Genomic DNA, 20778 nt, shown 5'->3' with positions numbered 1-20778 from the left:
CTCAGAGGCGGGCCGTGAGTCGCTCGAACTCGTCGCTGTCGACGCCGGCACGCCCCAGTTCCTCGTCGTGTGCATCGCTCCCACCAGTCACGAGTACGTCTTGGCGTGCGACGACATCGGCCAGCAGCGACTCGTCGACCTCACGGCCGTAGGGGTAGTACCGTTCGACGGCATCGAGACGTTCGACGAGTTCGAGTGCCTGCGCCGGGTCATCATAGCGAAACGGGTGTGCCAGGCCGACGACACCACAGGCGTCCATCAGCACCTCTCGCCCGCGCTCGAAGCTCGGAATCGCTCGCGAGACGAAACAGGGCCGACCGTCACCGATGAGTTCCTCGAATGCGCTCTTGTAGTCGTAGTCGGCGTCGCTCTCGTCGATTGCGCGGGCAATGTGTGGACGACCGACGCCCTCTTCGATGGCGACCGATAGCTCGACACCGGTGTAGTCTTCGACCTGTTCGACGATGGCCCGGCCGCGCTCGATACGGTCTGTCTGGAGGTGCTCGACCAGTGACTGCAGTTCGTCGGTCGGCGTGACGCCGTAGCCGAGCAGGTCGACGCGAAACTCACCGGCATCGACGCGGAGTTCGATGCCGTGGATGACCGTCACGCCGTCGCGCTCACTGACTGGCCCATCCAATCCCGGATGGATTCGGTCGTGGTCGGTGACTGCAACGGCCTCGACGTCGGCACGGTGAGCCGCGTCCGGGAGCGTTTCGAGCGTGAGTTCCCCGTCAGAGTTCGTCGTATGCGTATGAAGGTCGGCAACGACCATACCCGTTGCTGGGCCGTCACGGGCTTGGGTGCTGTGGTTCACAGAAAATCCGAGGCGGATGCCACGGGGCTTGACCCCGTGGAGGAAGCCGACACTCAATGACGCCAGCAACGTTCAGCAGTAGGGCCGACTCCCCCGCCATATAAAATAAATATTTATTAGAAAATAAGTTTGAGTGTGAATTACGATGGACGATGACGCGCCACGGCGTACTGTGCCCATCAAACTCGATGTACCCGAACAGCGTCGTGGCGACCTACATCAAACCAAAGACCAATTTCTACACTGTGCAAACCGCACAAGCGAGTGGGCGTGGCGCTACGACGACCTCTGCATTACCAGCAAGAGCAAGGCAGAAGACGCCCTGTACGACGACTTGCGCGAGGAAACCGACCTTACCGCTAACCTCGTCCAGAGAGGTATTCGACGTGCTATCCAAGCTGTCACAGGTGGCGTCGAGAAACTGAAACAGGGTGAAAAGACGAGTCAGCCAGAGTTCGACTCGTGGAGCGTCGTCTACGACAAGCGGAGTGCAACGTTCAACGCCGACCATGCGACCCTCTCCACGCCGAACGGCAGAGTCAAAACTGAGTACGTCCTTCCACCGGAAGACGAGCGCGAGGACACACCGTTCGGTCGGTACTACCAGAGCGACGACTGGGATGCATCAAGCGCCACACTCCAGTACGACGAGCAGGAGGACACGTTTTTCCTCCACGTCACGCTGAAAAATCCAGGCCATGAGGTTGACGGTACTGAACGTCAAGAAGCCGAGTCACCCAACGACCACAACAAGAACGGAGTGGTTCTTGGAGTGGACTTGAACGTGACCGGCGCGTTCGCCGTCACTTCAACAGGTGCGTTCATCGGCAGTGCTGACTACTTGAACCACAAACGTAACCAGTACGAACAACGCCGTTGCCGTCTGCAACAGACAGGAACACGGTCAGCACACCTCACCATCAAATCCATCGGGAGCGCGTTCAGCGAATGGTCACTGGACTGGTTACACAACCGCGCGAACGACCTCATCGCGGAAGCCCACAACGCTGATGTGGACGGCATCATTTTCGAGAAGCTTGACCACATCCGCGAAAACATCGCTAACGGGTCGAAGTTCCAGCAGTGGGCCTACGCGAAGTTCGTGGAACTCGTGGAGTGCAAGATTGAATCCACGGCGTTGTTCGTGGATTTCGTAAATCCGGCCTATACAAGCCAGCGGTGCTCGCACTGTGGGTTTACGCACGGGGACAACCGTAATGATAAGCAGTTCGCGTGTCAGGACTGTGAATACGAGGGAAACGCGGATTACAACGCGGCAAAGAACATTGCAAACCGATACTGCGGGTATATCCATCGCGGGCAGAAGTCTCGCGGTGGATGGGCCACCAGTCAACTGGCCCTCAAGTCAGGGACGTTGAACGTGAATGGTGAGTACACACCTGCCGAATTACTCGGTTAGAACGGGAGTCCACTGGCAAGCCTCGGGGCTTGCCCCCGAGGCAGTTGACAGACACGATCTATTCGTCGTCCTGCTTGAGAAAATCAGGGAGGTCGACTGCCTCGGTCGAATCGAGGTCAGGCCGGTCGAGCGCACCGAACTTCTCGACGGCCTCGGGTAATCCCTGCGAGCCGCCCGTCGGAACGTCGTCCGGGTCGATAGTGACGACTTCGCCGTCGACGAGTTCGTTCCAGACACCTGCCGCGTTGTCAGCCGCTGTCTCGTCGATTTCGAGTGCCTCTGTCTTTCCCTCGTCGAACGCGAGGTCGATGACACTGCGCTGGTAGGCGCTGTCCATCTCCTCGCGGATGGCCGCAAGCTCGTCGGGCAGTGGCTCCCCGAGCGACGCCGCGACGCCGAGCGCGTACGCCCGTTCCATCCCCTCGTCCTCGTCGAGGTTCTTCCAGTCGGTGCCGTAGGCGCGTTCGTATCTACTCATGGGCTCTCTCGCTGGCTGTCCGCCTGTGTGTCGGTCATGTTATCCCTGGACCTGTTCGTCCGGGTGGACCCGCAGCCCCTGCGCTGAGAACGAGAGCTGGCGGATGTCGCTGTCGATGGCTGTGCCCCGCATCTTGATGACCTGAAGCCCCCGCGTCATACCGCCGGAGTCGAGGAAGTTGTGGAAGAAGATGACGCCATGGGCGAGGTAGTGCTCGTCGGAGTACGAACTCGGGTCGGTCATCTCCGAAATCAACAGGACGGTCGCGTTGGTCTGTTTCAACGCCGAGAGGAAGCCGGTAATCTCCTCGGTCGCGTCAGCGAAAAAGTGCTGGAGCAACATCGTCGAGTCGATGACAACCCGGTCGACGTCGTTCGAGTTAATAAACGCCACCAGTCGGTTCGTCAGCCCGCCCTCGGTCCCGAACTGCGTAATCGTTCGCTTGCCGGACTCGGTGACGAGGTTGAGAAACTGAATCGAGTCCGACTGCATCGCCCGGTCGAAGCCGAACTCGAAGCTGGACATATCCTGCATCAACTCCTCTTTGGTCTCGTGCATGGTGACGTACAGGCACTCCTCGCCCTGCTTTGCACCCTGTGTGATGAAATGTGAACAGAACGTCGTCTTGCCGCTACCCGGCGGACCACTGATAACGTACAGCCGGTCGCTCAGCAATCCCCCTTCGACGAGCTCGTCGAATCCGGGGACACCACTGGAAACGCGCATACCTCTGTCAACGACGGCTCGAAGTATAGATGTTTGCTCTTTGTTTTCTCTGTTGATAACTCTGTGTCAGGTAATCCTCCCGCCGACCCGCGGCTGCCAGCGACGACGGGTCGTCAGGGCCGCCTCAGGAGAGTCGCGCGCCACACTCTCGACAGAAGGAGTACATCGGGTGGTTCTCGTTGTACGCGCCACAGCTCTCACAGGCGACGAGGTCTTCGTCGGGGCCGGCGTCGGCCGCGCTAATAGAGCGACCGCGTCCCTCCGACAGCGGCGTCGTCCGGTCGTGAGACTCCGTCGACGTCGACCTGATAAAGTACCGGTACAGGTACAACTGGAGCAGGGCGAACCCGAGCAGGTACGCGAGCAGCCACACCCAGGTTTCCATGCCGTGTGATACGGTGTCGAACTATTTGGGTGTTCTGCCGAGTGCCCCTGACCCACATTTTTAAGCTCCGGCTCGAATGGGGGAAGTAGATGGAACTCACGTCGATACCCGGCGTCGGGGAGAAAACCGCAGACGCGTTGCAGGACCTCGACGACCCCGAAGGCGCGCTCGAACGGGGCGACGTGGCTGCGCTCGCGCGCGCTTCTGGTATCAGTCCGGGTCGTGCGGCGCGTATCGCTCGCGGCGCAATCCGGCGGAACTACGACGATGCCGGCAACATCACCGCCACACCCCCCGCCCGGAATATCTACCAGGAGGCACTCTCGCTTTTACAAGAGCGAACGGTCACCGATTACGCGAGCCAGCGACTCGAAACCTTGTATCCGAGCGCCGCTCGCACCCGTATCGAGGACGTACGAGAGCGAACCCGGACGGCGATGGAACGCGACCCGTCACCGGCGGTCCGTGACGCACTTGCCGGCGTCGAGCCGCTGTCGGAGCCGACCGACCTCCGCATCCGCGACCGGTGTCTCGCCACCCGAGACGCCGAAACCTACGCCAAAGCCCGCGAGGCCATCCCGGAAGTGAGCGTCGAGCTGGTTGAAGACGCCCGGACGCTCTCGGAACTCGCTCGCGGATACGCGACCGTCGTCGTCCTCGACGAATCGTTTGCAGGCACCGACCTCGAAGGCGACGTCCGCATCGAACCGGACGCGCTGGACGACCCGTCGTCAGTCGTCCCCGAGCGCACGCTCGCCTTCTTCGCCCAGAACCGAGACACCCTCCAGGCCGCCGCGCGGGTCCACCGACAGGCGGGACTCGACGCGCCGTGTGACCTCGGCGCACTCGAATCGGCACTCTCTCGGCTCGACACCGACGGCGAGGTGCGCGGCGACGAGGAACTCGACCGACTGACCGACGCGGTCAACGACATCGATGCTGCCGTCAGTGAGGCCGAACGGGTCGCCAACGACCACCTCCGAGAGGCAATCGAAGAGCGTGACGTGACTATCGAGGGGACGGACCTGCTCTCGCTGGTCGAACGGGGGGCCGGCGTCGACTCGCTCCTCCAGCGCGAACTCGCCGACGAGTACGACGCTGCCGTCGCGGCCGCCCGCGAGACGCTCGTCGAGACGCTCGGCCTGCGCGACACGAAAAGCATCGCTCGCCGCGCGTTCGGCGACGAACCGACTTATCCCGTCGAACACGACGAGAGCGTCATCAACCGCCTGCGGACGGAGCTGACCGCCGCCCGCGACCGCCGCGCGACCGAGCAGAAACACGAACTCGCCGCCGACCTCGCCGGGATGCGCGAGGACTGTGAACAGCTCGTCGAGCGCGCCCTCGAACTGGATGTTGACCTCGCTATCGCCCGCTTTGCCGCTGATTTCGACTGCACGATGCCAGCACTCGGCGGCGAGGGCTTTGCAATCGAGGGCGCTCGGTCGCCCCTGCTCGACGTGCCCTTCGAGGCGGTCGAGCCGGTCGATTACGAGGTGACCGGTGTCACGCTGCTGTCGGGGGTCAACAGCGGCGGCAAGACCTCGATACTCGATTTGGTCGCGCTCGTGGTCGTGCTCACACACATGGGCCTGCCCGTGCCCGCAGAGCGGGCCCGCGTCGGCCGGGTCGCCGAACTCCAGTACTACGCCAAGACACAGGGCACGCTCGACGCCGGGGCCTTCGAGTCGACGCTCCGGGAGTTCGGCGAGTTGACCACGAGCGTCAGCGAGGACCGGCCGGTGCTCGTTCTCGTCGACGAACTCGAAAGCATCACCGAACCCGGCGCGAGCGCGAACATCATGGCCGGCATCCTCGAAGCCCTCGCCGACCGGGACGCGACGGCGGTGTTCGTCTCTCATCTCGCCAGCGAAATCCGCGAGACGGCCGCGACCGACATCGCCGTCGACGGCATCGCGGCCGAGGGAATCGAAGACGGCGAGTTGCTCGTCGACCGCTCGCCGGTTAAAGGTCAGCTTGCCCGCTCGACGCCCGAACTCATCGTCGAGAAACTCGCCGACGAGGAGGCCGACGAGGACGCCGCCTTTTATCAATCCCTGCTAGAGAAGTTCTGAACCGCCGGTCATTCCGTTCGAATCGTGATACTCGTCTCCCCGACAGCGGTGACTCGCCCGTCGACCGAAGCGTGTTGGGGGATGCTCACCCCGGTCGCGCTCGGGGCCGCAATACGGTCACCGGCTTCGACGGTCTGGCCGACGGCGACCGTCGGCTCGCTCGGTTCGACGACGCCGATGTCGGGGTTCGTGACCAGCGGGACGTGCACCGTCTCCGGGTCGATTCGCTGGCTCGGCTCGGTCTCGAACGCCCGTTCTGTCCAGTCAGTCGCCTCCAGCACGTCGATGCGGTCGCCGCCGAGGGTGTGCTGGTCGACCGTCTCCCTGTCCAGCACCATCAGGCAGTTCGTGTGCTTGCGAACGCCGACGGCTTCGGGCGCGGCATCGACCGGGAAACACCAGCCCGGGCCGCCCGTGACGAGCACACTGTCCGGTGCTAGCTCGCCGTCTGAAAGGCCGGCCGCGTTGAGTAGCGTCTGTGCCGGTGTGCCGACTGGCACGTCGAGAAATCGGTGCTGTGGCACGTTCCCGCCGACGTGGACGTACGTCCGTGTCACCGGCGCCCCCTCGGTCCAGGCCCGGTAGACGTTGTACAGCGTCTCGGTGTTCTGGACGAGCCAGCCGTGGTCCATCGGGAGTCCGTCACCGATGACGGTATCCGCGACGACGTTCAGGAGGACACTCTCCATGCCGTACTGGTAGGTATTGTCGGTGTAAGCGAAGACGACGCCCGACTCCTCGCTTCGGTCGACCGGGAGCTGGTCGGGCGAGTAGACGACGCCGTCGGTCAGACGCTCCAGCGTTCGCAGGTGGTCTCTGTCCTTCCACTTGGCGCTGACCACGACGACATCGAGCAACTCCTCGAGCAGGACCTCGAACAGCGAGGCAAACGTCGACGGGTGCTCCCGGCCGAGCCACTTGTCGATGAAGTAGTTCGGCTCACTCTCTTGGTGGTTCATCAGGAGAGCGTCCACCTCGTCGATTCGTTCCCACTTCGAGTAGGTCGGAAAGCCGGCACCGCCTGCGCCGGCGACGCCCGCGTCGCGCGCCGCGGCGACGATATCGGCGGCTGCGGGCCGCTCGGTTCGAACGATTGTTCCGGTCATAGCACCTTCGAGTACTGTCCAGACACGCCTACGGGTTCCCCCGCAAGGGTGAGGTGGGTTTATATCGACAGCGCCGGAAACGGCAGAGAGCGTGCGGTATCTCGAACTCAGCATCAGCCGGCCGACCGAAGACCGCCACCCCATGCACGAGTTCGTCGTCGCACACGACGAGTACACCGTTGCCAGACAGCTCTATCACCGCCAGTACGCGCCGAGTGAGCACGCGCTTTTGTTTCACGTCGACGGTCCCGTCGGCTCTTACACGGAAGCGATACAGGCGGTGCCGTCGGTCATCGACTTCGAAATCGCGCCCTGTTCTGACGATTCGTTTTACATCTACGTGCGCGACGAGGTGACCGACCCGGGGCGGGCGCTCATCGACGCCTTCTCCCAGCCGGGTCTGTTGCTCGCCCGCCCGCTCGAATACCGCGCAGACGGGACAATCTGGCTGGCTGTCATCGGCCCGGCCGAGGCGATACAGTCGGCGGCCGACACCGTCGGCGAGACGACAGAGACCGAGGTTCGTACAATCGGCGAGTTCCCGTCGAGCAGCATCGATAGCCGCGTCGGACTGACAGAGCGCCAGCTCGAAGCCGTGACCGCCGCGGTCGACTGTGGCTACTACGAGGTGCCGCGGGCGGCCGGTATCGAGGAGGTGGCCGCCCGGCTTGCGTGTTCGACCGGGACTGCAGGCGAGTTGCTCCGCCGGGCCGAGCAGACAGTCATGGCCGACCTCGTCGCCGGCGGTCCGTTCTGATAGTGATTATTGCGAGTCGTTACCGCCGTGGCAACAGCAGACGGAACTCACAGGATGTGACACGACGATTCCTGTCACGTGGTCACGAAAATCACCGCAACAATCACGATGAGCGGACCGGCGTCGCTCAACGGGAAGTCTGCGTACCGAAGGGACCGACGCCGAGTGCCTGCACCAGCAGACCGACTAACAGGCCGACGGTCACCAGATACAGCAGTACGTCGAACCCACCGACCAAGAGCAGCAAGGAGACCACGCCAACGGCGATACACGCGAGGAGTCCGATGATGAGATCCAGCCGCACGCGGAGGGCAGGGTCCATGTCGGAAAGAGGGTCGCCGACTGTCAAGAATCTCCGGGTTCGCCGAGCGAACTCGGACCCTCGGTACTGTTAAGTGGCCCGAAAAGCTCGGTGAAAGTAATGACGGATGAGCCCGAGGAGGACATGCTCTCGTGGGACGAGTCCGTCTTTCGCGACGAGCGCGTCTTGGAAATCGATTACGTACCGGAGACGTTCCTCCACCGCGAGAGCCAGATGCAGAACCTGAAATACGCACTCAAGCCAGCCGTGCGTGGCTCGCGGCCCCTGAACGTGATGGCCCAGGGGCCACCCGGAACCGGGAAGACGACCGCCGTCAACATCCTCTTCGACGAGTTACGGGCCCGGACCGATATCACACCGATTCGGGTCAACTGCCAGGTCAACTCGACGCGGTATGCGGTCTTCTCCCAGCTGTTCGAGGGTGTCTTCAACTACGAACCGCCCTCCTCGGGTATCTCGTTCAAGAAGCTGTTCTCACAGGTGACCGACCAGCTCGTCGAAGACGACGAGGTGCTCGTCGTCGCCCTCGACGACGTGAACTACCTGTTTTACGAGTCCGAGGCCTCGGATACGCTGTACTCGCTGTTGCGCGCCCACGAGGAACAGGGCGGCGCACGCATCGGCGTCATCGTCATCTCTTCGGACCTCGATTTGGACATGATGGCCGAACTCGACAGCCGGGTCCAGAGCGTCTTCAGACCCGAAGACATCTACTTCCCGCCCTACGACGAGCCCGAACTCGCCGAAATCCTCCAGGAGCGGGCCGACCGCGGCTTCCACGACGGGGCGGTCGGCACGCGGGTCCTCGACCGCGTCGCCGAACTCACCGCCGAACAGGGCGGTGACCTCCGGGTTGGTATCGACCTGCTCCGGCGGGCTGGTCTCACCGCCGAGATGCGTGCCAGCCGGACCGTCGAGGTACAGGACGTCGAGGAGTCCTACGAGAAATCCAAGTACGTCCACCTCTCGCGGCGGCTCGGCGAACTCTCGGATTCGGAGGCCGACCTGCTGGCGGTCATCGCCGAACACGACGGCGAGCAGGCCGGCGACATCTACGAGGCGTTTCACGACCAGACCGACCTGGGGTACACCCGCTACTCCGAGATTATCAACAAGCTCGACCAGCTGGGCGTTATCGACGCCACCTACACGGATGTCGACGGCCGCGGCCGGTCGCGGGAACTCTCGCTCAACTACGACGCCGAGGCCGTTCTCGACCGCCTCTAGCGCAGTTGCTCGGCGTGTTCGAGCGCGGCCACCGCGCCGTCGCCGATGTGTGCCAGGTCCATCCCCGCGACGATGTAATCGATATCCCAGCCGAGCCGTCGCTCTCTGTCGTTCTCGCTGGCCGCGAAGGTGCCGACTGCAACGCCCTCCTCGCGCGCGGCCGAGACTGCGCGCTCGACGGCTTCGGTAAACCGCTCGGATTCGAACTCGCCGAAACAGTCGAGCGCCGCCGAGAGGTCGATCGGGCCGACGAAGACGCCGTCGATGCCGTCGACCGCCGCGATGTCGGCGGCGTTCTCGACGGCGCGCTCGGATTCGAGCTGGACGTGAGTGCCGAAGGCGGTGTCGTCGGCCTCGACTTGCGCGCCCAGCGAGCGGCCGTACGTCGAGGCGCGACCGGTTCCGACCCCGCGACACCCCGCCGGCGGGTGACGGACGGCGTCGACGATGGCCTCGGCCTGGTCGGCCGTGTGAACCATCGGCACCAACACGGCGTCGGGTGCCAGGTCGAGGGTTTGCTGAAGCATCGTCGGGTCGTCGTTGGCCACCCGGACCAGCGTCTTCGTCTCGCCGGCGGCGGCCTCGACGGCCCGGAGCAGATTCGCCAGCGTCTCGGTCGTGGCCGGCGAGTGTTCCATGTCGATACCGATGAAGTCGTAGCCGAGACCGGCGACGAGTTCGGCCACTGCGGGGTGGCCAACGGCCTGCCAGCTGCCGAGCAACGTCTGGTCGGTCGGCGAACGGAGTACGCTCATACGCGCTGTGTCGGCCAGTCACCACAAAGAGATGGCGGTAGCTCAGGCCAGGAACGCGACAGTGAGCCCGGTCGCGGCGACCCCCACAGCGATGAGTGCGGCCGTCGCCACCGTGACTGGTGTCGCGACCGACCGGTCCATCGAGATGGCGAGTGCGAGCTTCACGAGGATACTTCCCGAGACGGCGGCGATGATGCCAGAGGAGGCGACACCGGGGCCGACCTGCCCGGAGTCGACGAGTAACACGACCGACGTGGTGACAGCGCCACTCGACACCATCCCGCCGAGGAAACTCGACAGCAGGAAGCCCGAGGTGCCAAGTAGTGAGCGGGCCGTCGCCGACACCGTGAGCACGAGCAGAAACAGACCACCAAACTTGAGCGCCGTCGTGAGATTGAACGGCGACTCGAATTCCATCTCGAAATCGAGCTCCCAGTCGCTGACGACGTAGGACATGCCGATTCCCGCAACGGCGATAGCGACCAGCGGTGCGCCGACGTTAATTGCCAGTTCCGGAACGAACGTGACGACGATAAACATATCACGGAACGCCATCGCGGCGTTTGCCAGGAGAATCGAGCCGACGGCGATGCTGGTGAAGCCGGTCTGGTTGCGAGCGCGCGAGACAATTTCACCGAGAACTGCCGTCGAGTTGACCAGTCCGCCAAAGAAGCTAGTGATAGCGATACCCTTCGTGCCGTACCGCTGGACGACGAGGTAGTTTACGAACCCGATTCCGCTCACCGCGACGACCAGCAGCCATATCGTCCGCGGATTGATGGTTCCGCTCGGGCCAAAGGACTGGTCGGGCAACAGCGGGAACACGACGAACGCGAGGATACCGAACTCCAGTGCGCTCTGGATTTCGTCTTTCGAGAGGCCTCTGGCGAATCCGTGGAGTTCCCGCCGGAGCACCAGCAGCATCGTCGCCACAATCGACACCACCACCCCGACCTGATAGAGTTCGTTGCCGATGAGGACGCCGACGCCGTAGGCGAGTACCATCGACATCGACGTGGTAAGCAGGTAGTTCTCGTCGCCGGAAACGAGCCCCTGAACGGCGAAGACGGCACCCTGCACGACGACCAGCACGGCACCCAAGACTACCAGATACGGCTCGTCGACAATCGTCAGGACCGTTCCGGTGAGCGTGATGATGGTAAACGTTCGTAGTCCCGCTGGCCGCTCGGACCACTCCCGCTCGACGCCCAGTAACACCCCTAACGCCGTCGCGAACACGACTTTCATCACGTCCGGATACTCGGACAGGAGGTACTCGGGGCTGAACCCGCCGACCGCCTGGATGCTCTCAGTCACTACCATCACATACCAGTACCAATGTCTATGTTACTGTATATATACATATATATATTACGGGCAGTCGCGACCCGGTAGTCACCGCCGCTGCGGGCAGCGGCCGCCGTGTTCCCGGGCGACAGGTCGGTCAGGAGACGATACCAGTGACTTCTTCGAGTGCGACGTATCGAGTCTCGCCGTCGCGCGTCTCCAGTTCGACCTCACCGGTCTCCCTGAAGTGATTCCCGAGGACGACCTTCCAGGGTATGCCGAGCAGGTCGCTCTCGGCGAATCGCTCGCCGATGTGCTGGCTGCCGTCGTCGAACAGGAGCGCCTCGTCGCTGCCACAGGCCTCGTGAAGACGGTCGGCCGCCGCACGCACCTCTCCCTCGTAGGCGAGGGGGACGATAGCAACGCTGAAGGGTGCGATTCCGTCGGGCCAGCGACAGCCGTCGCTGTCTGCGTGCTGTGCGACCACCGCCTGGATGAGTCGCTCGATGCCGATACCGTAGCTTCCCATCACCACCGCCTGTTCGGTGCCGTCAGGCCCGTCGACGGTCAGACCCATCGCCTCGGAGTAGCGTGTCCCGAGTTTGAACACGTGGCCGAGTTCGATAGCCGCACTGGCTGTCAGTTCGCCTCCGCACTCGGGACAGCTATCGCCCGCAGACAGCCCACCGGACGTGTCGTCGGTGACGCCAAAGCGACAGCCTGTGCCCGTGCAGTGGTGGAGGGTTTCGCTTCCAGTCTCGACGAGGGCCTGAAACTCCGCCGACGCGGAGCCTCCCATCACCTCGTTTTCGGCGGCGGTGATAGCGAACTCCAGGCCGAGATTCTCGAAGATGCGGACGTAGGCCGCTCTGATGCGCTCGTAGTGCTCTTCGAGCGACTCCCTGCTCGCGTGGAGGCTGTAGGCGTCTTTCATCGTAAATTCCTTCGTGCGAACTAGACCGTTACGGGGGTGGTCGTCGCGGTACTTCCTGGTGACCTGATAGAGCAACAGGGGGAGGTCGTCGTATGACCGGACGGCACCGTCGACGAGCGAGACGATGCCCTCCTCGTGAGAGGGTGCGAGACAGAGCTGTCTGCCCTCCCGGTTCTCGACGGTGAACATCTCGCCCTCGAAGCTCTCCCACCGACCGCTCTGTCTCCAGATGTCGTCGCCGTTCAGCGAAGGGAGTGATACCTGCTGGCCGCCAATGGCGTCCATCTCGGCCTCGATGTGGTCGATTACCTTCGCCCTGACGCGCTGGCCGACGGGGGCGAGCGCGTACAGTCCGCTGCCGAGCTGGCGGGCAAGCCCCGCGCGATGGACGAGTCGGACCGTCTCGCTCTCGTGGTCGGTCTCTTCCCGGCTGGTACACAGAAACGCGTCGCTACGCCGCATCGGGGTCACCTCTCCAGACAGCGCGTCTCGTCTGCTGGTGACAGCAGGCGGTGGCTTCCTCTATCGACAATCGCTCGGCGCTCAGGTGGAAAACAGTACTCCTATCGCGGAACCCAGCCGCGAGCCACACCGGACTCGCGGTTGCCAGAGTGCGTCATCTTGAACATCGCACTTGGCGAGAGGCGGGCGGGAATAAAAGCCTTTGCTGGGGTGTGGTTTCGTTTCTCACTCGGAGCTGACGCGTTCGAGGACGATGCCGTCGGCGAACCGCCCGCGTTCGTCGGCCTTTGCCTCGCGGCGTCGTCGTAGCTCCGCGGCCGAGACGCCGTGGTGTTCGCCGAGCGCGTGGACGACCTCGAGGATGTCCGCCAGTTCGCCGAGGCTGGGGTCTTCGTGGTACTCGGCCACCTCTTCGTCGAGTTTCGCCCGCAGGCGGCGCGCGTATTCCTCGCCGTCGGCGACGTGTATCTGTGGTGTCTCGTCGTTTTCCTCGATGATTTCCGGAATGTCGTCTCGGACCAGTTTGTCGTACTTGCGTCCCATTTGTGGCTCGAACGTGTAGCACAATCCTCAACGCTTCGGTGTCCCGAGACAGAACGGTTATTCCGGTCGCAGTCGCCCTGGATATATGGACGAGATTACACGGACACTGGGCGTCTACGAGTCCGCAACGGATTCGTACGTCGAGAAATACACCGCGGAGTCCGTCGCCGAACTCTACGGCGACCCGTTTTTCGACGCGGTCGAAGCCGCCGCCGACGCCACCCCACGGGTGCTCGATATCGGCTGTGGGCCGGGACCGGATACCGAGGTATTCAGCGCGGCCGGACACGACGTGACCGGATTCGACATCACGGCGTCGTTTCTCCGAGAGGGTGCCGACAGGGTTCCCGCGGCGACGTTCGTTCGCGGCGATATGCGCTCGCTCCCCTTCGAGACAAATTCCTTCGACGGTATCTGGGCGTCGGCGTCGTTTCATCACGTCCCGCGGTCGGCAGCTACCGCGACGCTCCGGGACTGGCGGCGGGTGATTCGTCCCTCGGGGCACGTCTTCGTCTCGGCCAAACGCGACGAGACTCTCGATGGCGATACCACCGACAGATTCTTCGAGTACTACGACGCCGAGACGTTTCGGTCGCTGCTCGATAACGCAGGATTCGAGCCGACGACGCTACAGACCGACGGAAAATGGGTTTGGGCTATCGCGACGGCGTGATTGCTATTCCTCGAGGAGTGCATCGACGGTCCGCTCGACCCATTCGACGGCGTACTCGGGACCGTGGTCGAGATAGACCGACGTATTGAGTGCCTCGAACGGCGGCGGGAGTTCTCCGGCGTGTTTGACGGCGCTACAGGCCAGCTCCGCGGCTTCGGCGAAGCTGGTGCCGCCGCGTGCCATCTCTCCGGGGAGTCCGTCGACTCTCGGCTCCAGGCGCTCGCCGGCGTCGGCCCACGCCTCGAACAGGGGTCCTTCCCACTCGGCGAACGTCTCGCGGGTCTGGAGGCCCAGATAGGCGTCGTAACAGGCCGCCGCGACCTGATAGGTTTCGGCCGGTGAGAGCAGGTCGTCACACGCCGCGGCGAACCGTGGGTAGTCGCTCCCGAACAGGCCGAGAAAGTGCTCGGGCTCTCCGAGTCCGACCTCGACGAGCGCTTCGGCCACGAGGAAGTCGGCGAACGCGTCGGGCGATTCCTCCAGCCGCGGCTTGCAGACGACGACGGGCGGGTCGGTCTGGTGGGTCCAGACGACGCTTCCGTCACCGGGCATCCCGACAACCAGGTCACTGCTGGCATAGCGAGTGAGCACCTCCGGCGAGTTCGGCGGAACCCGGTCGTCGGGGTGGGTCACTGGAGTGACGCTGTCGGTCACGAGCAGGAGGTCCTCGGCCTGTGCCGGTGGCAACGACTCGAAGTTCTCAGCGCTGTCGAGGACGAGCGCGTCAGGTGCGTGGCGCTCTTTGACCAACTCCAGCGTCTCTGAGAGCGTGCGTTCTGTGAACATTCAGGTCGTCAGCCCGACGTTGACCGCCAGCGCCAGACCGACGAGCACTGAGAGCAGGACTGTTCCGACCACTATCTTTGTTGGCTTGTTCATAGCTGCAGATTGGACCACCACAGATAAAAACCCTCCAGATTCGCCTGTCAGGGAATGAGCTGTTCGTCGTCTTCGTAGACGACAATTGCGTCGACGGGACAGGCTCGGGCCGCGAACTTGGCGTCCAGTTCGGCGTCCTCGGGAACGTCGCGGACGAACACGTCGTCATCGTGTTCCTCGCTGCCCGCGAGGTCTGCTTTCCCGTCGTCTCGGTCGGCCTCGAACGCGTCCCACTCTTCGACGCACTGGAACATCCCGATACACGTATCCCGGTCGAACTCGACTCGCATACCCCGTGTTTGATTGCCGGCGGTAAAGAGCTTGGTCTCTAGAGGTCCTCGCCCGCGTCGCCGCTGAGCCCGATGGTGTTGTCGGTCTCTATCGAGGCGATATCCGAAATCTCGCAGATGTCGTCGATCTGGTCCTGGCTGAGTCGCACGCGGAGTGAGCCAAACCGGAGGCTGTCCTCGACGGTCGCACCCGCGGCTTCGATATTGTCTATTACTCGCTCGATCGCCTCGTCGGTCACTTCGCCGACACCGCCGTCGGGGCCCTGTGCGGCGACCCGAACGATGACCGTCAGTTCCTCGCCGTCGACTGGGTCTTCGCGCATACGCCTGACTGGATGTGAGAGATACATGGCTGCTATCGGTTGTCTACCCGTGATTCGATGGCCGACTAATAAACCTCTTCGGTCGCCTACACCGGCGTGAACCAGTCGGCGTATTCCGGGGGCTGTTGCTCGACGATTTCGAAAAAGCGCGACTGGAGGTCGGCAGTCACCGGCCCCCGCTCGCCCGCGCCGACTTCGCGGTTGTCGACCGATTTGATTGGCGTCACCTCGGCGGCAGTCCCGGTGAAAAACAGCTCGTCTGCCGTGTAGAGCTCGCCACGCGAGATGGTGGCGTCCTCGTGGACGGTGTACCCCTCGTCGCGGGCGATTTCGATGAGCGACTGACGGGTGATGCCGCCGAGGATGCTCTCTGCGAGTCCGGGGGTGTACAGCTCGCCGTCGCGGACGAGGAAGATGTTCTCGCCGGGACCTTCGGCGACGTTGCCCTCCTTGTTGAGGACGATTGCCTCGACGTAATGGTGGGCCTTGGCCTCGATGGAGGCGAGCACGCTGTTGACGTAGGCACCAGTCATCTTCGCGCCGGTCGGAATCTGGCTCGATGCGTGTTTCCGCCAGGAAGAGACGCCGACGTCGACGCCCTCTTCGAGCGCGTCCTCGCCGAGATAGGTCCCCCACGGCCAGGCCGCAATCGCGGTCTCGACCGGGATATCGCTCGGGTTTACGCCGAGCATCTCGTAGCCGAAGAAGGCCACCGGCCGGATATAACACGACGCCATCTCCTCGCGGCGAAGCAACTCCAGGGTGGCGTCGGTCAGTTCCTCGGGGTCGTGGGGAATCTCCATCTCGAAGGGCTTGGCCGATTCGTAGAACCGGTCGAGGTGGTCCTCCCAGCGAAAAATCGCCGGCCCGTCGTCGGTTTCGTAACACCGAACCCCTTCGAAGATGCCGGTGCCGTAGTGAAGTGCGTGCGTAAGGACGTGAACGTTCGCATCGTCCCAGTCGACGAACTCCCCGTCCATCCAGATGGTTCCGACGTCCATCTCGTCGAAGCTCATATTCTCTCAAACTCTCCCAACCGTAAAGAGTGTTCGTCCTCCAGCGGGGGTCAAGCACTCACTGTAACGACAGGAACGGGCGACGAGCGGACGACGCGCTCGGTGACGCTGCCGACGACATCGCGTTCGTCACCGGTCCGTCCTGCCGTCGCCATCACGACCATGTCGACGCCGTTTTCCTCGGTGTAGCCGACAATTTCCTCGGCGGGTACTCCCTGTCTGATTTCCGTCTCCACGCCCGTGAGTCCGTGGTCGCTGGCGTGTTCGACGGCTGTCTCGACGGCTTCCTTGCCGGCGCGCTCGACCCGTTCTATCATCGCCTCGAACTCCTCTTCGCCGAGTCTCTCGACGACGCCACTCGCCTGAACCACGTAGATGACGTGAAGCGTTGCGTCGTACTGTTGAACGAGGCTACTCGCGTGTTCCAGCGCGTCCAGTATCCGGTCAGAGCCATCGGTCGGCACCAGCACGTGGTCGTACATATCTCACCTACCAGACCGGCGGGTCAAAAGCATTACCCACAGTCCCGGCCCACAGGAGCCGAAAACACTTTGCTGTCTGCTCCGATATTGAATGGCAATGCCAATCCTCATCGATATACGGAAGCTGACTATTATCGGGAAGCTCATCCAGCACGGGGCGAAAAACGTCACCGACTCGCTGTCGACGATGGCCAACATCCAGGCCGACATCCAGATCAAGAGCCTCTCGTTTGTCGAGCCAAGCGACATCCCCCAGGAAATCGGTGAGGGTGACCACTACCACGCGAACATCCGCCTCACGGAGCCGCCCTACGGCGTCTTTCTGATGACTTTCGGCGACCGGACGGCCCACGAGATAGCCGGTCACATGACCGGCCAGCCCGTCGAGGACGGCAACCTCAACCAGATGCACGAGAGCGCGCTCCAGGAGATGTGTAACATCCTCACCTCCGGGTTCATCGACGGCATCGCCAACACGCTCGGGACGACGATCAACATGCACACGCCGGAGCTCGAACGCTCGGACGCCGAGGTTATCGCCGACCAGACACTCTCACACATCCACAGCGACTCGCTGTCTATCGTCCTCGACTCGGTGGTCGACCTCCGCGACGAGGACACCGAGTTCCAGCTCCGCATCTTCCTCGTCCCCGACCCCGGCGCGTTCGTCAATCTCATCGATAAACTCGATATCGAGGAGATTCGCGAAATCGAGAACGTCGCCGCCGCCCACGACGGCGACCGCGCCTTCTAGGGCTGTTCGTCGAGAGCGACCGGAACTCCCCGCGTCGCGACGTCAGTCGCGAAGGCCCGGGAATCGGCTTCGATTGTCTCGAAGGTGTTGTAGTGAATCGGGACGACGAGGTCTGGCTCTAGCGCCGCCGCGAGGTCGGCGGCCTCGGCGCGGTCCATCGTAAGCCCTCCGCCGATGGGCGGCAGGAACACGTCGACATCGAGTTGCTCGTGGCCCTCCAGTACGTCCGTGTCACCCGGCCAGAACACGCGCGTGCCGCCGACAGAGAGCAGGAATCCACAGCCACGCCCTTTCGGATGAAACGGCGTTCCGTCCGGTCGCGTCCGCGGCCCGTCCGGCTCGTTGTACGCCGGCACCGTCCACACCGGCAGGTCCGCGAGCACGGCCTCGTCTTCCGTTCCCAGTTCGACCACGTCGTAGGGTAACTCCGACAGCCGCGGCAGGTCTCGCGAACTGCTCCGAATGTTCATTCCTTCGAAGGCAGCAACTGTCGTGTCGTCGGTCGCGACGCGTTCGATGCCGTCGGGGTCGTAGTGGTGTACGTGGCTGAGACAGACGAGGTCGGCGTCTGCCGGCCGGTGTGCCTGTCCGGAAGGGTGGGCGTCGGCCGCGTCCTCGCTATCGGCCGTCCATTCGCCTGTGAGGACGCCGTAGCGGCCGGGGTCGAGGTAGACGACTCGCCCGTCGGCGTCGAGGCGCACCGTCGCGTTCCCGTACCAGTCGACTGTGAGGTCGCCGTGGCTGACCGTCATCGCGTGACCGTTCGGCCGTCTATGTAAAAAGTCCGTCTTCCGGCGAGCGACCGGCAGCTTACCGGTAGAGGTCGAACTGCCGCAACACTGTCGCGAGCAGGACCGCAATCGGGATGACTTCGAGACGGCCGACCCACATGTTGAGAATCAGAATGACCTTGCCGGTCTCGGGCATCGCCGGGCCGGTGATGCCCGAGTCGAGGCCGACGTTGCTCTGGGCACTCATCACGTCGAAGATGACGTATTCCAGGGGATGACCCGGAGCTAGCACCCGTAGCAACACGGCGACGCCGACCATCAGAAACAGCACCCACAGGATGAGGACGACCGTCGCCTCGGTGTACTCGCGCTGGAACTGGTCTTCGCTCATCCGGCGCTCGCCGAGCTGGAAGTACCGGACGGCACTCGACGGCCGGAACACGTCGAGTATCTGCCAAACGGTCCCTTTGACGAGTGTGAGAACGCGAATGAGCTTCAGGCCGCTGACGGTCGAGCCGGCTGCCGCGCCGGTCAGCATTCCCAGACACGCCACGAGCGTCGGACCGGCGTGCCAGACCCGTTCGGTCGCGCCGCCGATAGTCGTCGTCCCGAACCCGGTGTTCGAGGTGGCCGAGACGAACTGGAAGAGGCCGACGCGGAACGACTCCTCTACGGTCTCGTACTGGCCGTTCGCGAGGAAGAGGCCGGTCAACGCCAGTGACCCGATACCGAACCAGAGGAAGACCCACCGCGTCTGGATGTCCCTGTAGAAGTTCTCCAGTTCGCCCTTGAAGATGAGGTAGTGAATCGGGAAGGCGATACTGCCCGCGACCATCACGGGGACGACGGCGTACTCGATGAGCGGCTCGCCGTAGTGGCCGATGGAGTCGGCGTGGACGGAGAATCCGCCGGTCGCGATGCCGGTCATCCCGTGGTTGATAGCGTCCCACAGCGGCATCCCGGCAACGAAAAGCAGTCCAATCGAGCCAAGCGTCAGCCCGAGATAGATTTTCCAGATTTCCTGGACCGTGGTGACGATGCTCGGATGAATCTTCTCCGAGCGGGCCTCGCTCTCGTAGAGAGTGAGCGAGCCACTGCCGGGCCGGGCGAGAATCGCGACTGTCAAGACGATGACGCCGACGCCGCCGACCCACTCGATGAACGACCGCCACCAGTGCAGCGAGCGGGGCAGTTGCTCTTCGACGGCGGCCATCGTCAGCCCCGTCCCGGTGAACCCGCTCACGCTCTCGAAGACGGCGTCTATCGGCTGGAGAAACACGGCCGTCGTCGCGTCCATCGGCGGCGTGTTCGCCCACGCGGGGAACAGGCCGAGTTCGATTGTCCACGCGATGAAGAGGAACGGAAGCGAGCCGAGCAATCCGGTGGCCGCCCACGCGAGCGCGGCGGTGACCATCGCTTCAAGCTTGCCCGGCGGGTCGGCGTCGCGGTACCGGTGCGAGAGCGCGGTGCCGAGCCCGAGCATAATCAGCCCCGACAGCGCGAACGCCGGGACCGCGTAGAACTCGGCGTTGACGACCGCGACGACGACGGAGACGGCCATCATCAGCGACACTGCGCGGACGATGCGACCGATATCGTGGCCGACGGTTCGAGTGTTCACCCACATAGTCGAGATGGAATCCCTGTCTCACGCCGTCCGGTCTTCGTAGTGACCGAACAGGTCGGTAAGCTCGGGAGAGGCTCCGAACGCGGAGTAGACGGTCAGCAGGTCGCCCACCTCGATTCGCGTCTCGCCACGCGGCGTCAGCGGGCCGTCCTCGCCGTCGCGTTCGAGCGCGATTATCAACACCTCGTCCGAGAGCACCTCCTGCTCGCCGACCTCGCTGAGTGTCTTCCCCGCGATGGGGGCGTCCTCGGTGACCGTAATCTCGAACACCTCGGCCTCCTCGCTGATGCGCATGTAGTCGACGATAGCCGGCCGGGAGACCGCCCGATACAGGTGCTCGGCGATGAGTTGCTGGGGGTTCTCGATGGTGTTGACTCCAATTTGACGGAACAGTGTCATGTGCTCGGGGTTGTGGACGACCGACATAATCGCCGGAATGTCGAACTCCTCGGCGAGCAGACAGACCATGACGTTCGTGGCGTCCTGTTCCGTCGTCGAGACAATCGCGTCCGCCCGTTCGGCCCCGGCGTCGACGAGCGTCTCTTTCGCCGTGGCGTCTGCGTTGAGGACGAGACAGTCGTACTCGCCGGCGATCTCGTCTGCTTTCTGTGCGTCTCGTTCGACGACGACGACCTCGTTTCCAGAGCGCGTGGCGATGTCGATGAGCGGCGTGCCGATATCGCCCGCGCCGACGATGATGATATACATG

At 63.4% G+C, this 20778-nt stretch carries 24 protein-coding genes; 6 read left to right on the top strand and 18 right to left on the bottom strand.

Annotated elements, in window-relative coordinates:
* Position 1 precedes the first annotated feature (1 nt).
* Positions 2-775 carry a PHP domain-containing protein gene (locus BLR34_RS07060; RefSeq protein WP_092701209.1) on the bottom strand — a complete coding sequence of 258 codons (774 nt, stop codon included), beginning with the start codon at positions 773-775 and terminating at the stop codon, positions 2-4.
* A 187-nt stretch (positions 776-962) separates the two neighbouring features.
* Here BLR34_RS07060 and BLR34_RS07055 point away from each other — a divergent pair, with 187 nt between their 5' ends.
* A complete protein-coding gene (locus BLR34_RS07055) occupies positions 963-2237 on the top strand; it encodes an RNA-guided endonuclease InsQ/TnpB family protein (RefSeq protein WP_092701206.1) in 1275 nt (424 codons plus the stop codon).
* 58 nt (positions 2238-2295) lie between these two features.
* On the opposite strand, the gene BLR34_RS07050 is transcribed toward BLR34_RS07055, so the two are convergent.
* The 3 genes from BLR34_RS07050 to BLR34_RS07040 form a co-directional block, all read right to left on the bottom strand.
* The gene (locus BLR34_RS07050) at positions 2296-2715 is read right to left on the bottom strand and encodes a DUF8057 family protein (RefSeq protein WP_092701203.1); all 420 of its coding nucleotides are present in this window, start codon (positions 2713-2715) and stop codon (positions 2296-2298) included.
* Positions 2716-2754: 39 nt separating this feature from the next.
* Complete coding sequence (locus BLR34_RS07045) at positions 2755-3441, bottom strand: RAD55 family ATPase (protein WP_092701200.1); 687 nt, start codon at positions 3439-3441, stop codon at positions 2755-2757.
* A gap of 124 nt (positions 3442-3565) precedes the next feature.
* On the bottom strand, positions 3566-3826 hold the full coding sequence (locus BLR34_RS07040; RefSeq protein WP_092701197.1) for a DUF7577 domain-containing protein: 261 nt from the start codon (positions 3824-3826) through the stop codon (positions 3566-3568).
* 89 nt (positions 3827-3915) lie between these two features.
* On the opposite strand from BLR34_RS07040, the gene BLR34_RS07035 reads away from it, so the two are divergent.
* On the top strand, positions 3916-5901 hold the full coding sequence (locus BLR34_RS07035; protein ID WP_092701194.1) for a MutS-related protein: 1986 nt from the start codon (positions 3916-3918) through the stop codon (positions 5899-5901).
* 8 nt (positions 5902-5909) lie between these two features.
* On the opposite strand, the gene BLR34_RS07030 is transcribed toward BLR34_RS07035, so the two are convergent.
* Positions 5910-7007, bottom strand: a complete 1098-nt coding sequence (locus BLR34_RS07030) for an NADH dehydrogenase subunit (RefSeq protein ID WP_092701191.1) — start codon at positions 7005-7007, stop codon at positions 5910-5912.
* 91 nt (positions 7008-7098) lie between these two features.
* Here BLR34_RS07030 and BLR34_RS07025 point away from each other — a divergent pair, with 91 nt between their 5' ends.
* The gene (locus BLR34_RS07025; protein WP_092701188.1) at positions 7099-7764 is read left to right on the top strand and encodes a helix-turn-helix domain-containing protein; all 666 of its coding nucleotides are present in this window, start codon (positions 7099-7101) and stop codon (positions 7762-7764) included.
* 127 nt (positions 7765-7891) lie between these two features.
* Here the strand turns inward: BLR34_RS07025 and BLR34_RS07020 are convergent, their stop codons facing one another.
* Positions 7892-8086: a hypothetical protein gene (locus tag BLR34_RS07020; RefSeq protein WP_092701185.1), complete on the bottom strand. Its 195-nt coding sequence runs from the start codon at positions 8084-8086 to the stop codon at positions 7892-7894.
* 99 nt (positions 8087-8185) lie between these two features.
* Here BLR34_RS07020 and BLR34_RS07015 point away from each other — a divergent pair, with 99 nt between their 5' ends.
* Positions 8186-9313 carry an ORC1-type DNA replication protein gene (locus tag BLR34_RS07015; RefSeq protein WP_092701182.1) on the top strand — a complete coding sequence of 376 codons (1128 nt, stop codon included), beginning with the start codon at positions 8186-8188 and terminating at the stop codon, positions 9311-9313.
* Here BLR34_RS07015 and BLR34_RS07010 read toward each other — a convergent pair.
* From BLR34_RS07010 to BLR34_RS06995, 4 genes are all read right to left on the bottom strand, one after another.
* Positions 9310-10068 (bottom strand): HpcH/HpaI aldolase family protein, encoded by a 759-nt coding sequence (locus tag BLR34_RS07010; protein WP_092701179.1) that lies wholly within the window; start codon positions 10066-10068, stop codon positions 9310-9312. The genes BLR34_RS07015 and BLR34_RS07010 overlap by 4 nt on opposite strands.
* Positions 10069-10110: 42 nt before the next feature.
* Positions 10111-11391 carry an MgtC/SapB family protein gene (locus tag BLR34_RS07005; RefSeq protein ID WP_092701176.1) on the bottom strand — a complete coding sequence of 427 codons (1281 nt, stop codon included), beginning with the start codon at positions 11389-11391 and terminating at the stop codon, positions 10111-10113.
* 121 nt (positions 11392-11512) lie between these two features.
* Positions 11513-12751 (bottom strand): aminoacyl--tRNA ligase-related protein, encoded by a 1239-nt coding sequence (locus BLR34_RS07000; protein ID WP_092701172.1) that lies wholly within the window; start codon positions 12749-12751, stop codon positions 11513-11515.
* 225 nt (positions 12752-12976) lie between these two features.
* Entirely contained in the window at positions 12977-13294 is a 318-nt protein-coding gene (locus tag BLR34_RS06995; RefSeq protein WP_092701169.1) for a nucleoside triphosphate pyrophosphohydrolase, read from the bottom strand.
* Positions 13295-13379: 85 nt separating this feature from the next.
* On the opposite strand from BLR34_RS06995, the gene BLR34_RS06990 reads away from it, so the two are divergent.
* The gene (locus BLR34_RS06990) at positions 13380-13967 is read left to right on the top strand and encodes a class I SAM-dependent methyltransferase (protein WP_092701166.1); all 588 of its coding nucleotides are present in this window, start codon (positions 13380-13382) and stop codon (positions 13965-13967) included.
* Positions 13968-13970: 3 nt separating this feature from the next.
* Here BLR34_RS06990 and BLR34_RS06985 read toward each other — a convergent pair whose 3' ends face one another.
* The 5 genes from BLR34_RS06985 to BLR34_RS06965 form a co-directional block, all read right to left on the bottom strand.
* On the bottom strand, positions 13971-14753 hold the full coding sequence (locus tag BLR34_RS06985; protein WP_092701163.1) for a DUF7089 family protein: 783 nt from the start codon (positions 14751-14753) through the stop codon (positions 13971-13973).
* 140 nt (positions 14754-14893) lie between these two features.
* Positions 14894-15136: a ferredoxin gene (locus BLR34_RS06980; RefSeq protein ID WP_092701161.1), complete on the bottom strand. Its 243-nt coding sequence runs from the start codon at positions 15134-15136 to the stop codon at positions 14894-14896.
* 38 nt (positions 15137-15174) lie between these two features.
* On the bottom strand, positions 15175-15459 hold the full coding sequence (locus BLR34_RS06975) for a hypothetical protein (RefSeq protein WP_092701158.1): 285 nt from the start codon (positions 15457-15459) through the stop codon (positions 15175-15177).
* An 86-nt stretch (positions 15460-15545) separates the two neighbouring features.
* A complete protein-coding gene (locus BLR34_RS06970) occupies positions 15546-16475 on the bottom strand; it encodes a branched-chain amino acid transaminase (RefSeq protein ID WP_092701155.1) in 930 nt (309 codons plus the stop codon).
* A 50-nt stretch (positions 16476-16525) separates the two neighbouring features.
* Positions 16526-16957, bottom strand: a complete 432-nt coding sequence (locus tag BLR34_RS06965) for a universal stress protein (protein ID WP_092701152.1) — start codon at positions 16955-16957, stop codon at positions 16526-16528.
* A gap of 97 nt (positions 16958-17054) precedes the next feature.
* On the opposite strand from BLR34_RS06965, the gene BLR34_RS06960 reads away from it, so the two are divergent.
* Positions 17055-17711: a chemotaxis protein CheC gene (locus tag BLR34_RS06960; protein ID WP_092701149.1), complete on the top strand. Its 657-nt coding sequence runs from the start codon at positions 17055-17057 to the stop codon at positions 17709-17711.
* Here BLR34_RS06960 and BLR34_RS06955 read toward each other — a convergent pair.
* The 3 genes from BLR34_RS06955 to BLR34_RS06945 are packed head-to-tail and all read right to left on the bottom strand — an operon-like array spanning position 17708 to position 20777.
* Entirely contained in the window at positions 17708-18463 is a 756-nt protein-coding gene (locus tag BLR34_RS06955; protein WP_092701146.1) for an MBL fold metallo-hydrolase, read from the bottom strand. The two genes, BLR34_RS06960 and BLR34_RS06955, sit on opposite strands and share 4 nt — an antisense overlap.
* 58 nt (positions 18464-18521) lie before the next feature.
* On the bottom strand, positions 18522-20069 hold the full coding sequence (locus tag BLR34_RS06950) for a TrkH family potassium uptake protein (protein ID WP_092701143.1): 1548 nt from the start codon (positions 20067-20069) through the stop codon (positions 18522-18524).
* A gap of 21 nt (positions 20070-20090) precedes the next feature.
* Positions 20091-20777 (bottom strand): potassium channel family protein, encoded by a 687-nt coding sequence (locus tag BLR34_RS06945; protein WP_092701140.1) that lies wholly within the window; start codon positions 20775-20777, stop codon positions 20091-20093.
* Position 20778: the final 1 nt, after the last annotated feature.

Source organism: Halovenus aranensis, assembly GCF_900100385.1.
Lineage (GTDB): Archaea > Halobacteriota > Halobacteria > Halobacteriales > Haloarculaceae > Halovenus > Halovenus aranensis.
Note: the sequence above shows the minus strand (reverse complement) of the source record. Positions and strands in the feature narration are given on the sequence as shown.